Annotated in this window: 13 protein-coding genes; 7 read left to right on the top strand and 6 right to left on the bottom strand. The window is 61.6% G+C overall.

What is annotated here, in order from left to right; genetic code table 11:
- Nucleotides 1-133: 133 nt before the first annotated feature.
- The 7 genes from LDZ23_RS17350 (at nucleotide 134) to LDZ23_RS17320 (ending at nucleotide 5802) form a co-directional block, all read left to right on the top strand.
- The gene (locus LDZ23_RS17350; protein WP_008353520.1) at nucleotides 134-1138 is read left to right on the top strand and encodes a fatty acid desaturase; all 1005 of its coding nucleotides are present in this window, start codon (nucleotides 134-136) and stop codon (nucleotides 1136-1138) included.
- A 25-nt stretch (nucleotides 1139-1163) separates the two neighbouring features.
- Nucleotides 1164-1976 (top strand): phosphate/phosphite/phosphonate ABC transporter substrate-binding protein, encoded by an 813-nt coding sequence (locus tag LDZ23_RS17345; protein ID WP_008353521.1) that lies wholly within the window; start codon nucleotides 1164-1166, stop codon nucleotides 1974-1976.
- A gap of 123 nt (nucleotides 1977-2099) precedes the next feature.
- Nucleotides 2100-3095 (top strand): LLM class flavin-dependent oxidoreductase, encoded by a 996-nt coding sequence (locus LDZ23_RS17340; RefSeq protein WP_008353522.1) that lies wholly within the window; start codon nucleotides 2100-2102, stop codon nucleotides 3093-3095.
- 241 nt (nucleotides 3096-3336) lie between these two features.
- A complete protein-coding gene (locus tag LDZ23_RS17335; RefSeq protein WP_008353523.1) occupies nucleotides 3337-3582 on the top strand; it encodes a hypothetical protein in 246 nt (81 codons plus the stop codon).
- A gap of 364 nt (nucleotides 3583-3946) precedes the next feature.
- Nucleotides 3947-4279, top strand: coding sequence for an H-NS family nucleoid-associated regulatory protein (locus LDZ23_RS17330; protein ID WP_008353524.1), 333 nt, complete (start codon nucleotides 3947-3949; stop codon nucleotides 4277-4279).
- 463 nt (nucleotides 4280-4742) lie between these two features.
- A complete protein-coding gene (locus LDZ23_RS17325; protein ID WP_008353526.1) occupies nucleotides 4743-5147 on the top strand; it encodes a helix-turn-helix domain-containing protein in 405 nt (134 codons plus the stop codon).
- Between the two features lie 49 nt (nucleotides 5148-5196).
- Nucleotides 5197-5802, top strand: coding sequence for a copper-binding protein (locus LDZ23_RS17320; protein WP_008353527.1), 606 nt, complete (start codon nucleotides 5197-5199; stop codon nucleotides 5800-5802).
- A 235-nt stretch (nucleotides 5803-6037) separates the two neighbouring features.
- Here the strand turns inward: LDZ23_RS17320 and LDZ23_RS17315 are convergent, their stop codons facing one another.
- From LDZ23_RS17315 to rhaS, 6 genes are all read right to left on the bottom strand, one after another.
- The gene (locus LDZ23_RS17315; protein WP_008353529.1) at nucleotides 6038-6871 is read right to left on the bottom strand and encodes an ABC transporter ATP-binding protein; all 834 of its coding nucleotides are present in this window, start codon (nucleotides 6869-6871) and stop codon (nucleotides 6038-6040) included.
- 29 nt (nucleotides 6872-6900) lie between these two features.
- The gene (locus LDZ23_RS17310) at nucleotides 6901-7668 is read right to left on the bottom strand and encodes an ABC transporter permease (RefSeq protein WP_008353530.1); all 768 of its coding nucleotides are present in this window, start codon (nucleotides 7666-7668) and stop codon (nucleotides 6901-6903) included.
- A 63-nt stretch (nucleotides 7669-7731) separates the two neighbouring features.
- Nucleotides 7732-9555, bottom strand: a complete 1824-nt coding sequence (locus tag LDZ23_RS17305) for an OmpA family protein (RefSeq protein WP_008353531.1) — start codon at nucleotides 9553-9555, stop codon at nucleotides 7732-7734.
- A 165-nt stretch (nucleotides 9556-9720) separates the two neighbouring features.
- Nucleotides 9721-10734, bottom strand: coding sequence for a COX15/CtaA family protein (locus LDZ23_RS17300; RefSeq protein WP_008353532.1), 1014 nt, complete (start codon nucleotides 10732-10734; stop codon nucleotides 9721-9723).
- A 33-nt stretch (nucleotides 10735-10767) separates the two neighbouring features.
- Nucleotides 10768-11454: a hypothetical protein gene (locus tag LDZ23_RS17295; RefSeq protein ID WP_008353533.1), complete on the bottom strand. Its 687-nt coding sequence runs from the start codon at nucleotides 11452-11454 to the stop codon at nucleotides 10768-10770.
- 1135 nt (nucleotides 11455-12589) lie between these two features.
- Nucleotides 12590-13603, bottom strand: coding sequence for a rhamnose ABC transporter substrate-binding protein (gene rhaS / locus LDZ23_RS17290; protein ID WP_008353534.1), 1014 nt, complete (start codon nucleotides 13601-13603; stop codon nucleotides 12590-12592).
- Nucleotides 13604-13635 lie beyond the last annotated feature (32 nt).

Below are 13635 nucleotides of genomic sequence, written 5' to 3'. Positions count from 1 at the left end.
CATAACGTGCGCCGATGCATGGTCAAAAATCGGATGCATATTGCGTCGAATGCGAAATCCTTAGCCGGATTCCTTGGTTGGGAGGCGTGCGACGCGCCGCTACCATGGCCCTTCGCCATTTTCGACGTCCGCCATGCCCCGCTATCTCGACGACGCCCAACGCCAGGAACTCCAACGCCAGCGCGAAACCTGGCGCTGGCGCAGCGAATGGCCGACGTGGGCGGTCGCCGTCGCGATCTACGGCGGATGGTTCGGCGTCGCGCTCAACGCGCGCGCGATCGGGCTGGTTCCGGCCGTCGCGCTGCTCGCGGTGCTGTCGTGCTGGTATATGTCCCTGCAGCACGAGCTGATGCACGGTCATCCGACGCGCTGGCCGCTCGTCAACATGCTTATCGGCATCGCCCCGCTCGCGGTATGGTTTCCGTATGAGGTGTATCGCGAGTCGCATCTGCGGCATCACGACGACGCGCATCTGACCGAGCCGGGACGCGATCCCGAGAGCTATTACGTGACGCCCGAACAGTGGGCGAGCGCGGGTCCCGTCCTGCGCGCCGCGCTCGCCGCGCGCAATACCTTCGCGGGCCGGATGCTCGTCGGGCCGTGGTTCTCGATCGCGGCATCGTGGCGCGAGGCGGCGCAGGCCGTCGTCGAGCGGCGCTGGAAAATCGTCGCGAGCTGGATCGTGCATCTCGCGTCGCTCGTGCTGCTCGCGAGCTGGCTCGACACGCGATGCGGCATTCCGTGGCGCGCCTTCGTGTTCGGTGTCGGCTATGCGTCGCTCGCGCTGGCGTCGATTCGCTCGTTTCAGGAGCATCGCGCGGCGGAGAGCCATAGCGAACGCACGGTCGTCAACGAGGCTGCGTGGCCGTGGCGACTGCTCTTTCTCAACAATAACTTTCACGCCGTGCATCACGATCTGCCGGGCGTGCCGTGGTTCGCGCTCGGGCGGATCTATGCGCGGCGGCGCGATGCCTATCGCGCGAGCAACGGCGGTTTCGTCGTGCGCGGATACGGCGAATGGGCGAGCCGTCACGCGTTCGCGCAGGCTGCTGAACCGGTGCATCCGCTCGCCGCGCCGGACGCATCTGCCGATCGACGCCGCGACGCGCGCCGCGAACCCGCGCGTCTCGCGAGCTGACGCCTCCCACGGTACGATTCGCGTCATGCACTGGATCGCCGCCCTGCCGATGTACAACGTCGCGCCCGCGCTCGCCGCGGATTGGCGCACGCTGCTCGAACGTGTCCGCGAGCAGCTCGCGGACTGGCTACGCGCACGCGGCGATACGCTCGAGATCGTCGATCCCGGTGCGGATCTCACCGCGTTCTGGCTGCGCGACGACGTGTTGTTGTCGCAAACCTGCGGCTATCCGCTCGTGCATGCGCTCGCGAATCGCGTGCAAGTCGTAGGCGCGCCCGATTTCAACGCGCCCGGCTGCGAAACCGGCGCTTATCGCAGCGTGATCGTCATCGGGGCGCGTGTCGGCGCGCAATCGGTCGAAGACTGCCGAAACCTGCACGCAGCCTACAACGACGACGATTCCAACAGCGGCATGAACCTTTTCCGACACGCCGTCGCTCCTTACGCGAACGACGGGCGCTTTTTCGCGTCGGTGACGAAAACCGGCGCGCATCTCGCGTCGCTCGCCGCAATCGCCGAAGCGCGCGCTGACATCGCCGCGATCGACTGCGTCACGTTCGCGTTTGCGCAGGCGCATCTGCCCGAATTGACGGCGGGCGTGCGCGTGCTCGACGTGACCGCCAGCGCGAGCGCGCTGCCGTTCATCGCGTCGCTGCGCGTGCCGCCGGATTCCATCGACGCAATCCTCGACGCCCTCGCCGATGCACTCGCGGACGACCCCGCGCTCGCCGCACGGCTGAGGCTCAAAGGCATCGTCAGACGCACACAGACGGACTACGCGGCCATTCTCGACTACGAGCGCGAGGCCATCGAGCGCGGCTATCCTCGCCTCGCCTGACACTTCGCCCCACGGTGCATTCCGGCAGATTCCGCGGACTTTCGGCACAATCGGTCTTTTCAGCGCGTGAAACCAGCGCGATGCCGGATGCATCGCGATCCGTCACGCTTTCGGAAAGCCGCAATGATCCCCTTCTCGCTACTCGACCTTTCCCCGGTTCCGCTCGGCTCGACGCCGGCCGACGCCTTCGCCCATTCGCTCGATCTCGCCCAGCACGCCGAGCGCTGGGGTTATCTGCGCTACTGGCTCGCCGAGCACCACAACATGACGGGCATCGCCAGCGCGGCGACCGCCGTCGTGATCGGCCATATCGCGGCGGGCACGAAGACGATTCGCGTCGGCTCGGGCGGCATCATGCTGCCGAATCACGCGCCGCTCGTGATCGCCGAGCAGTTCGGCACGCTGGCTTCGCTGTTTCCGGGACGCATCGATCTCGGACTCGGACGCGCACCCGGCACCGACCAGACCACGGCGCGAGCGCTGCGCCGCGACCTGCACGGCAGCGCCGAATCGTTTCCCGATGACGTCGTCGAATTGCAGCGCTACTTCGCCGATCCGGTCGAAGGCCAGCGCGTGCGCGCGGTGCCCGGCGCCGGCCTGAACGTGCCGATCTGGCTGCTCGGCTCGTCGCTGTTCTCGGCGCAACTCGCGGCCGCGCTCGGGCTGCCGTTCGCGTTCGCGTCGCATTTCGCGCCGGATTATCTGCTGACCGCGCTCGAGGTCTATCGCAAGCAATTCCGCCCTTCCGCGACGCTGCAAAAGCCCTACGCGATGGTCGGCGTGAACGTGTTCGCCGCCGATACCGCCGATGAAGCACGCTTTCACTTCACGTCGCTGCAGCAGCAGTTCATCAATCTGCGGCGCGGCACGCCCGGACAATTGCCGCCGCCGGTCGAGTCGATCGCGTGGAGCGACGCCGAGCGCGCGGGCGTCGAGCATTCGCTCGCGTGTTCGGTCGTCGGCGCGCCCGCCGATGTCGAAGCCGGGCTGCGCTCGGTCATCGATCAGACGCAGGCCGACGAGCTGATCGTCACCGCGCAGATCTTCGATCACAAGGCGCGTCTGCGCTCGTTCGAGCTCACGAGCCAGGCGCGCGACGCGATCGGCGCGAGCGCCTGAACCATCGGCCTGAGCAGAGAAAATTAGGGGTCGCAAGGCTTCGACGGGTCTCCCGCTTTACGCGCGCGCTTTTGACAGGCAATAATGAGATACCGGAGGACGGCGCGGGCCGCGCCATCCTTCGCGTCCGCTTCACTTGCCAAGTTGAAACTCCGCATGGCGCGCCCGATATTCGTGCATGCCGGTGTTCGGCGCGGCGACACAACAACAACGACGTCGCAAGACGGGAGGAAGAATGTCGATGCCGAGAAGCGCCGCCACTGGCGCCATGACGCTCCTGACGGAATACGACGATGCCAGCGGACAGGAAGTGCGTTCGCTGCGCCTCGAACCGGCAGCGGACGGCAAAGCCGTACTGCTGATTGAAATCGACGAGCGCAAACCCGGCATTCACCGCGAAGTGCGTTATGAAATTACGCCCGCGGAGCTGATTGCCGCCATTCGCGCGCACGGTGCCGAATTACCTGGGGAACAACACAGTCGTTAAAACGTTTTAATAGTTGCCATCGGCAGCATACAATAGAGTTAGCGAGGTTTCGGCCGCCATGCGGAATTGGCGGAGCGGTTTCGCCATCGGTTCGTGGCTCCCCACGTGACGTTCCGCGCGCTTCCCGTTCGCGCGTCCGTCACGGCGATGCTCGGGCGGGCGAACGTTCGCATTGGTGGCAATGCACACATTAAAGGCAGAGTCATCGCGCGAATTAATAGGCGTGCGGTAATACACTAATTGACGCGTGCCATGCGCTGCGTCACGCTTCATAAAACACATATATTCAAGTCATCGAACCGCCCCGGTCCGCGCGGGGTTTCGGTTCGTCCTCTGAAAATCAAAAAGCTGAATCAGGAAAGCCGTGGACGAAAGAAAGCGAGACAGCATCATTGCGTATTTGCGCAGCCGAATGGCTGAGTTCGGCATTTCGGAAAGAGCGTTGGCCGAAGCATTGGCCGAAGCGCCGGCGGAGAATCCGCCGCCGCCCTCCTTCACCAAGACCAACGGAACTCATGGCGCACCCAAGGCAAAGCGGCCGATGCCGCAATTGCCCCTGATACCGCATTCGTCGGATGCCGGGGCGCCGATATTCCGAAACGCGAGCGGCGATACGTGGGACGGCATCGGCGATATGCCCGAGTGGCTCAAGCGTGCGGTGCACGCCGGGCAGGACATCGAGTTTTATCGCGTTTGAGCGTCGTCGGCACATTGCCGAGGCAGGCCGCGCCTCGCTGGCGGCGGTTCGCGCGCGTCCTTTGAAACGCAGACCCGGTACATTGCGCCCAGCGCGCTCGCCGGTCGCGTTTTCGCTGCTCATAGGCAGCGTTCATAGGCAATTCACAGGGATTTATCAAGCCCAAAAAATTTTCGCCGATGGTTGCCCATCGAGCCTGAAAACGTTTATTGATACTTCTCTGTAAGTCGGCTCCTATTCGAGCCACGCATCGGCCTGACGTCAAGCACGCCCGATCAAGTCCCGCCGTCTCCATTCGACCAGGGGGCACGCATGAACGCATACGGACGCCGCAACGTTGCACCCGCCGCTCGCCGGCATCGACCGACACAGGAACGCGCGCGAGGCACCGGCTCGGGTTCGCACAGTGGCGCCTGACGTCCCGGTCAACCGAAGTAATCCTAACGATCGAGCGGCGCGCGCCATGCTCTCCCGTCCCGACACACTGCCGAGCGTCGTGCGGCGCATGACGGCCGGACGCATGCTGCTCGGTGGCGCGTCGGTCGAGGCGGTGGCCGAGGCGCTGCATCTTTCCTTGCAAACGGTGCGGCGTTACAAGGCGATCGTCGACGAAGGCGGCCTCGACGCGCTCGGCAAGATGGGCGTGGGCGGGCGCGCGTCGGTGCTGGATCGCGAGGCGCTCGACTGGATCGCCGCCGCGCTGCGTGGGCCCGCGCGCGCGCATGGTTTCGAGAGCGATACGTGGACCAATGCGCGTCTGCGCGAACTGATCGAGCGGCGCTACGGCGTGCGTTACTCGCGCGTCTATATCTGGCAGATCGCGACGAACCTCGGGCTCGGACATTTGCTGTCGAAGTCGCGCCGCTGAGCGCGTTCCGCAAGTTGACTGAAGCAACACGAACATAAGGAGGCACGGCATGTTCCGCTCGTCATCTCAAGCTTCGCATCGTTCGGTCAGGATTCTCGCCGCCTGCGTGGCGCTCGCTCTCGGCGCGATCGGAAGCGCATCCGCCGACGATGCCGCGTCCGCCCCGACGACGCGCGGCGCGGCGGCCATCGCGCAGGTGCAGGCGCGCGTGGTCGGCATCGATCCGACGACGAACAGCGTGTCGCTGCAGGGTCCGGGCGGGCGCGTCGTCGAAGTGGCGGTGAATCCCGAAGTCGGCGATGTGAAGAAACTTCAGCTCGGCGATATCGTGAACATCGAATATCGCAGCGCGGTGCTCGTGAGCGCGACGAAGGTGAAGTCGAACGGCATCCGCGAGCGCATCGACACGGACGCGTTGATTCCCGCGTCGGGGGGCGTGGCGGCGGAGGCGCGCGTCGTCGAGGTGATCGGGACGATCGAGCGCGTCGATGCGAAGAACCGGCGCATCACGCTGCGCGGGCCGAACAAGACGGTGACGCTGCAAGCCGCGCCGGATGTGCCGCTCGCCGGGTTGAAATCCGGGGATATGGTGCACGCGCGGTTCGAATCGGCGACCGCCGTGCAGGTGATGCGCGGCGGCCAGGGGATCAAATGAATGTGTGCGGTTGTCCACAGTTTCGGGCACACACCCGCAGACATCCCGGTAGGCCGTACGTAACCGCCTGAATCACTCGGATTTGGTAACGAACCGGTGCTGATGCCACGCGAGCCGCGTTAGAAATGCATTGAAAGGGGCGGTAGGCGCCCCAACATCGAGAAGCGTCCAACGTTCGCCCCGCCCCTGCGCCGGGCTGTTCACCCGAGCTCCCGGCGCGCGATTCAGGCCTGAGTTAAAGCAGTGTCTTGAACCGATCTATGATGTTCTCGCGCAGCGTCGCAAACTGAAGAAGCTTTTGCTTGTCGGGCCGCCAAGCCAGGCCCATCTCCATCAGATCGTAGCGGTCCACGATGGTGGCGCCAGGAAGGGGCTGACCTTGGCCATCACGGGTTCGTCCAAGTACGCAAATGGTGTCTGAGATGTATATGGCCGCATCGATGTCGTGCGAAATTACAATGGTTGTGCTCCATTCGTGTTTTTGCGACACAGTCAGCAGCGTATCGCAGACCATCTGCTTCGCTTGCGGATCCAGGCCCGAGAACGGTTCGTCCATGACTAGGAAGCGCGAGCGGTTTAGCAACTGCTGAATAATGGCGACGCGTTGGCGCTGCCCACCGGAAAGTTGCATTGGATATTTGGAGGCCTGATCGGCCAGCTTGAAATCACCCAGGTAATGGTCGACGGCCTCTCGCGTCTTGTTCGCCCGCTTGGCGGCGATCAACAGGTTGTCCACCACAGTCCGGTGGTTGAACAGGGGATAGTGCTGGCCGACCATACCCACGTCGCCGGCGTGCACGTGCTTGTCGCCGTGTTCGGCTTGGATGCTGACGGTACCGGTCGCTGGTGACTGTAGCCCCGCAATGCAGCGCAACAGCTGAGTTTTTCCAATGCCAGACGGGCCCAGGATCGTCACCACCTGACCTTGGGTCAGGTTCGGGCGAACGATATCGTAGATCTTGAGATTGATGTCACGAAGAATTGGCCTGTCGTAGTGAACGCCGAGGTTCTCGATGGACATGAGGCATTCAGAGCGGGTGTAGCTGTAATCGGCAACGGTGTCGGACATGGCGTAGGAACTCTCTGCTTGCGGTCGGTTTATTCGGTGGCCAAATAGGGACATACGGCTTGACGCACCCAGCCCAAGAACCAGTCCTGCAGAAGGCCGTACAGAAGGATAGTGATCTGAATCGCGAAGACGCCGTCGAGGTTGAAGTAGCGGTTCTGGTTGAGCAGCATCACGCCCACGCCGCCCGAGGAACGCACCAAGCCTTCTACCATGGTCAGCAGCGTCCAGCCGACGGCCGCGTTTTGCCTGACGAGATCAAGGATTGTGTCGAGCTTGCCTCGCAGCACCAGCTCATAGGAAATGCGCCAGCCGTGCATGTCCAGGGTGCGGCAATGGTCGATGCTGGATTGCGGGATGGCCTTCACCTCGGCCATCAAGCTGGTGGTCATGAATACGGTCATGCCGAAGGTGAGCAGGCCCACCTTCAGGTCGTCACCGTTCTTCGTGAGCAGCGTGAAGATGTAGGTGAGGCCGGCGAAACCGAGAAAGCGCAGCGCAGCCATGAATTTGGCGAAGGGCCAAAACAAGGGCGCGGTCGAAAGAAAGACGATGAGCGTCGACAATAGTCCCGCGGCAACCAATGAAATCAGGCTGGTGCGGATGCTTTCAAGCAGGTTCGGCAGAAGGCCTTGGTTGACGATGAGCTGCCGCCAAGCCTCGATGATGCCAACCGGAGAAGGCAGCCACGTGGCTCTCAGCGACAGCCAAATCCCCAGCGTAACGGCTACTTGTACGCCGATAAGGACAACGATACTGCGACGACTGAACCACACATAGGGAGTCCAAAGTGCTCTCATCAAATCTCCTAAAGGAACGGGCGCGTATGCGCCCGTTCTTTGAAACATCCACAAATGAAAAGATCAGGTGCCTGTCTGAACCATGCTGATATCGACTCGGCGATTCTTAGCGCGGCCCTCGGCCGTTGCGTTGTCAGCCACCGGCTGCGCATCGCCGTAGGCGCGCACGCGGATACGGCCTTGCGGGAAACTGCTGGGTGCATTCATCTGCAACCAGGTCTGCACGGCTTCGGCGCGCTTGCGCGACAACTGCAGATTGGCGCTGCTGTCGCCCACGTTGTCCGTATTGCCGGTGATAACCACGGACAGGCCGGACACGGAAATCTGGTTCAGCAGTTCCTCCAGGACAGGAATAGCTTGCGGTTTAAACGAGGCCTTTCCCGTATCGAATTCGATGGACCAGGATTTTTGCGTCACCGTTCGCTGTACCACCGCATCCTGGCGGAACGTGGGCATGTCGGCCGTAGTGACCGGGGCGCTCGGTTTGGTGGCTTCCGCGACGCGCTGCAAGTACGCGGTGTTCACCGCCTGCGCGTAGGGAACCAGGTTCGGCATGATGTCGGGATAGAGCTTCTTGCTGATGCCGCCATACACTTCGTAGACACGCTTATAGACCGAATCGTTGCCGTTCAGGCCGAACAGAAACTGGTTGTCCGCCAGGTTGTTCGTGGTGGACCCGCCTAGGTCGACCATGAGGCCCTGCTTGTCGCGTTCAGTGACGCCCTTGAAATACTTGGCCCACCACTGCGGCGTCTGTTCCTTGTGTACTTTCACCAGCACGGCCGAACCCTTGAGGAGCTCTGAGTCGTCGCCGCGGCCAAGCGCGCCCTTGATGCGGTCGGAAGCATCGAACGTGGCCGCCAATATGTTGCTGACGACATCCGGATTCCTCTCGGCCCATTGTTTGTTCACGATGAGCGTGGACGGCATCTGCCACATGTATTCCTTGGTCGATGCCACTGACACCAGGCCACCTCGGTTCATGGCGACCTTGACGTCACCCGGCGTCCAGGTTGCCGTGCCGTTCTGACAGACGCGACGCTTTTCTGCGGTGCGTTTGCCACCTTGCGTGACCGTACGCTCTTCGCAATACCCGGAAATGTACTTTTCATCGGCCTCGGCGAAGCTTGAGGTGGCGACGAAGTTCATGGCATCCGGGTCGTAGGTCTGTTCGTTCGGATTGACGGGGATGCCGTTATCGCCCGCCCACTTGACGCAGATGTTCCAATCACCGTCGCGCAGCACGGCGCCAATCAGTGAGCCCCGGGCTTTCTGTGGATCCGAACGAACGTCCGGTGGAAGCATGCAGCGGTCTTCGCCACGCGAGTAGCCGACCGCACCGACCACTTCGGCGGACTGACCGAACTTGCTCAGTACATCGTCGGTCGCCGCAATGAAGGCCGGCACACCATCGCCCATGATGATCACCATCGGCGTGCCATTGCTCGGGTTGGCAGTGCCTCCCTTATAGTCCTTGGCAAAGCTCGCCATTTCCTCGGTCATCCGGCCGTAGTCGTCCTGCCGTTCGATAAGAAGCTTGACGCCGCGCTGGCCCAGCAGACTGTTCGGCGTGGTTTCCGCATCGCCGTTGGCGTACATCAGCGCGGAGGTGGCGTTCCACGGAATGGTAAGCAGGCGGACGGGGCGGTTCATGCTTGACGCACCGAGGTCGTAGCTCGAGACGTTCGAGCCGCTTGTCGGCATTCCGCTCCGGTCGGAGGGACTGTTCGGCAGCGCGCCCGTGGGAACGTCCGCCGTTACCGTCGTGCTCGAGGGCAGTTTCGAAGTGCCCAGCCAGCCGTTCTGATTTGCCACGGTGACGCCGTAGCCTAGAGCACCGACGATGGCGGCAATGAGGATGAATTTGGGAAGTGGTTTGAGCTTCATGGCTGAGTATTGTTCAAGTCGTTGAATGACTGGTCCGGTCGCGGTGCATCGACGCAAAGAGCGCGCGTTCGACCGTTCTCTTGCGATACGCCATTACCAGCGTCATCGATTGGATCAGGCGGAAAAATTTCAAAGAACGGCCTTGGCGCTTGAGACAGTCATGCGTCAAGACTCCGGTGGAAGTGACTCCAGAAATCGCACTTCCTGGCTGGAAGCGGCGGCGCTCGACGCGCGGCCCGGATTGAGCGAGGCGACGGTGTCCTGATCCATTAACAGGTTGTTGCTGTTGCGCTCCCACTCCTCGAGCTTCTTCATCGCGTCGGCTTCGAACACACCGTTCTCCAGGTCCATGCCCGAGACGAAGGATTCGGACACGCGGACGAAGTCTTCGATCTGGCCGATCTTGCTCGCATAGTCGACAGCCAGGTACTCCATGGATGCGTTGTACATGTCGCGCCCTGCGTCCTGCCCCCTGAGGATGCGCATGGCTGCACTCATGGCGCCGTGGGCGGAACGCGTCATTTCCCGCCGCTCCGTTTCCACACGTACCTCTTCCTCCATGTCGGCGATCATGGTTCCGGCGTAATCCTGGTAGCGCGTCAGCACGTTGAACAGAAACTGGGATTTCTGTTCAAGGTCAAGATAGGTCATGTTGGCCTTCTCCAATCGACCATGCTGACGTGATTGCAATAGTAGTTGTTGGTTGTTACCGACTTTCTGCGCCTGCTGCGCGATTTTTAGCGCCTGCTGCGCCTCGCATTCGTTCTTCTTGATGATGTTCTTGAGACGTTGGATGACGCCATTGAGATCGCTGATGCGCGCATCCATCACGGATTTGCTCTTGCGCAAATCGCTGATGTAGTTCTTCAGGATGCCGATTGGATCGATTTCAATGAGAAGACCAGTGATCCAGCGCATTAGGCTCTTGTACGCGTATGCGATCAGCGTCCGGAAGCGCGGGTCGAACACGACATAAAGAATGGCGGCCAGCGCCACACACGTCAAGACGAGAGTTAGCGTATTGGTCGCGATGGACACCAGGTACGGAAGCAGCTTGTACAGCACGGTGATGCCGCCCACACCAAGCAGCGCGGCCACCACCATGCCCATCGTTCCTTCCGGGCGCTCCCAGAACGTTTTGGGCGTGAAACCCTGGGGTGAGAGGTTGCCCTTGTCCATAATGCTCCTGCAGCGGTGTTGGGTTGAAACGAATTAGTCGGTGGCTAACGCCTTGACGTTTTTGCTTTGCGCGGCGAGCCAGTTCTTTTCGTGCTCGACGGCTGCTGAGAACTGCTCGCTAGCGCGGTCGAGTTCGGCTGTCTGGTTTTGAATCTCGACCTTCAGATGAGTTATCTTTTTCTGCTGGGCGTCGATAATTTCCTGCTGCCGGTTCACTTCCAATTGCGCGGCGTCGATTAACGATTTGGCATCTTCGAGACTTTTCTCCCGCTGACCGACTCGTTGTTTGCGTTCGCGGTCGGATTCCTCGCGAAAGCGCAGGCTTTGTGTCTCGAGGTCACGCGCGTGCAGGTCGATGTCCTGCAGCAGGTTGGGTATTGAGCCGCCACTTTGCTGGAGCACAGCGAAGGCCGCTCTCAGGCGCGAGGTTTCGTCGGGGATGACCTTTTCGAGCGCCTGCATGTTGGTTGCGAGTTGACGAAACCCCGTCGCGCGGCTCATCACGGCTTCGTGCAGCCGAGGCGTCATAGGGTTATCAGCCGCAGACGCTGCCGCTTGTGTCGCTGCGGTTGGTTGGTTTGGGGTGACGTTTGGATTGGAACTGCCGGCGTCGCCTTTGGGATTTTCGACGAAGATGGCTTCGCGCAGGCTGTCCGTCAGACGGCCAAAGACTGAGCCAATACCGCCTTCGCCCGTCGTATGCTTCTCCCCAATCGACATGAGATTTCCTTTTCTAAGTGATGTCTGCGGGGCGTGATTGAACCGCAGTGTCGGAGGATAGGGGTCACGGCGGCAAGACGTTGCGTAAAGCGGGTGTAACTGGCGGTGTCCACCATCACCTGCCGATGCCGTGCCCGATGCCATCGACCGTTGTGTGCCCGATGGCGCTTAATGAGCCGGTTTGCGCTTTGGCCATTCTTCGGTGCTTACGCCGCTTCGGCGACAACCGACAACACGAATTCCATCAGAAAGTGGCTGACATAGAGCCCCGGACAGTGATCGTATGTCCTGTAGATTGAGGGCGCTATCGGATATGTCCGAATGCCCTAGCGATGGATTCCGCATTCGGAAGTCGATGGAGGACTCGCCGAGACACACGTATCTCCATTCGGCACGCTAATGGCCCAGATCGCGCGGTGGCGGGCGCGACGCAGACGCTGGCGTTGCTCGACCAAGGCGTGTCGCACATCTGGCCAAACGGACGAGTGGTTCGCGACCAGGCGCGAGCGCGCCATCGCTGCAATGTTTTGCTGTTCACGCGCGTCGCGTTTCTGCGCGGCGGGGTTGATCCCGGATCCGATCTGCGCCTTTACGTCGATGAACTTGAAGCGAATGTCCTTGAGGGTGACTTTAGGCCACGTACCACGGCTGTTTAATTCTCGGCCCCTTCGAATCGGAAGCGATAGCGGAAGGACACGCTGATTTTGCCGTCAAGCCCTATGCGGACCTTGCCCGCGCAGTTTTTGCTGTCGCGCAGCTTCCGGCCATCGTCGGCGACGGTCAGGTCCGTGAGTTGAAGCTCACTGAGTTGAATCGTTTCTGTTCCCAAAATGTTCCCGGTTGGCCGGGTATCGGAAACACTGTACGGTCAAGTTAGGCCGTATATCACTCGTCTCAAACGCTTTTAGTTCAACAAGTTAGATGTTCGGTCGACCGCACAGGAGGCGTAGCAACGCAGCAAAAACCTATCCACAGTTTCTGTGGAGAGCCTTGTGGATAGCCGTGGGAGCATCGCCTCAACGCTTTGATCGCAAAGGCTTTTCCTTCGTGCATCGACAACGCGGCAGCCGCTGAAAAACGAAACGCCCCGCAGGGCGTTTCGTCATCCTCTCAGGCTCGAAGCGCGCCCTTCGCGTCAGAAATTGAAGTTGTCGATATTCGCGGCATCGAAGGTCGTCGGCGGGCCGAGAATCACTTCCCCGCTCTTGCCGACCGTGCGCTTGCCCAGCTTGCCCGCCTCGAACGAATCGCCTTCCTTGCCGGTGATCGTCCCCGATGCGAGATTGGCCGCCGCGAACGCCGCGAGATAACCCAGTTGACCCGGATCCCACAACTGGAACGCCTTGACCGTGCCGTTCTTCACGAACGCGCGCATCTGATTCGGCGTGCCGAGGCCCGTCACGACGACCTTGCCCTTCGCCGGCGAACTGGAGATATAGCGCGCCGCCGCCGCGATCCCGACCGATGTCGGCGCGACGATACCCTTCAGGTTCGGATAAGCCTGCAACAAGCCCTGCGTCTCGACGAAGGACTTCTGATCGTCGTCGTTGCCGTACGCGATCTTCACGAGCTTCATCTTCGAATATTCGGGCTTCTTCAGTTCCTCCTGCATCCACTTGATCCAGGTGTTCTGATTCGTCGCATTGGGCGTCGCCGAGAGAATCGCGAATTCGCCCTCGCCGCCGATCAGCTTCGACAGCAACTGGATCTGTCCGCGCCCGATCGCTTCCGAATCGGCCTGATTGACGAAGATCTGCCGGCCATCGGGCGCCGTGTCCGAGTCGAAGGTCACGACCTTGATCCCTTGCGACATCGCCTTCTTGAGATACGGCACGACCGCGTTGGCATCGTTCGCCGCGATCACGATCGCGTTCTGCCGCTGCGTGATGAGCGTGTTGATGTAGCTCACCTGCGACGACGCGCCCGCATCCGACGGACCCACGACCTTGCCATCGCCCTTGAGCTCCTTGATCGCGGCCATGCCGCCGTCGTCGGCGATCACTTCGTACGGGTTGTTGATCTGCTTCGGCAGGAAAGCGATCTTCAGGCCGCTCTTGATATCGGCGGCGCTCGCCGAAAGCGCCACGGTCGCCGCGAGAAAGGCCGCCGCCAGCGCCGGCCCGCGCAGGAATCGATGAGGTTTATTCATGTTGGCATGTCTCCTGTCATTGCGCATTGGCT

Origin of the sequence: Caballeronia zhejiangensis (genome assembly GCF_022879815.1) — a bacterium.
Classification (GTDB): Bacteria; Pseudomonadota; Gammaproteobacteria; order Burkholderiales; family Burkholderiaceae; genus Caballeronia; species Caballeronia zhejiangensis.
This window is presented reverse-complemented; position numbering and strand designations above follow the sequence as displayed.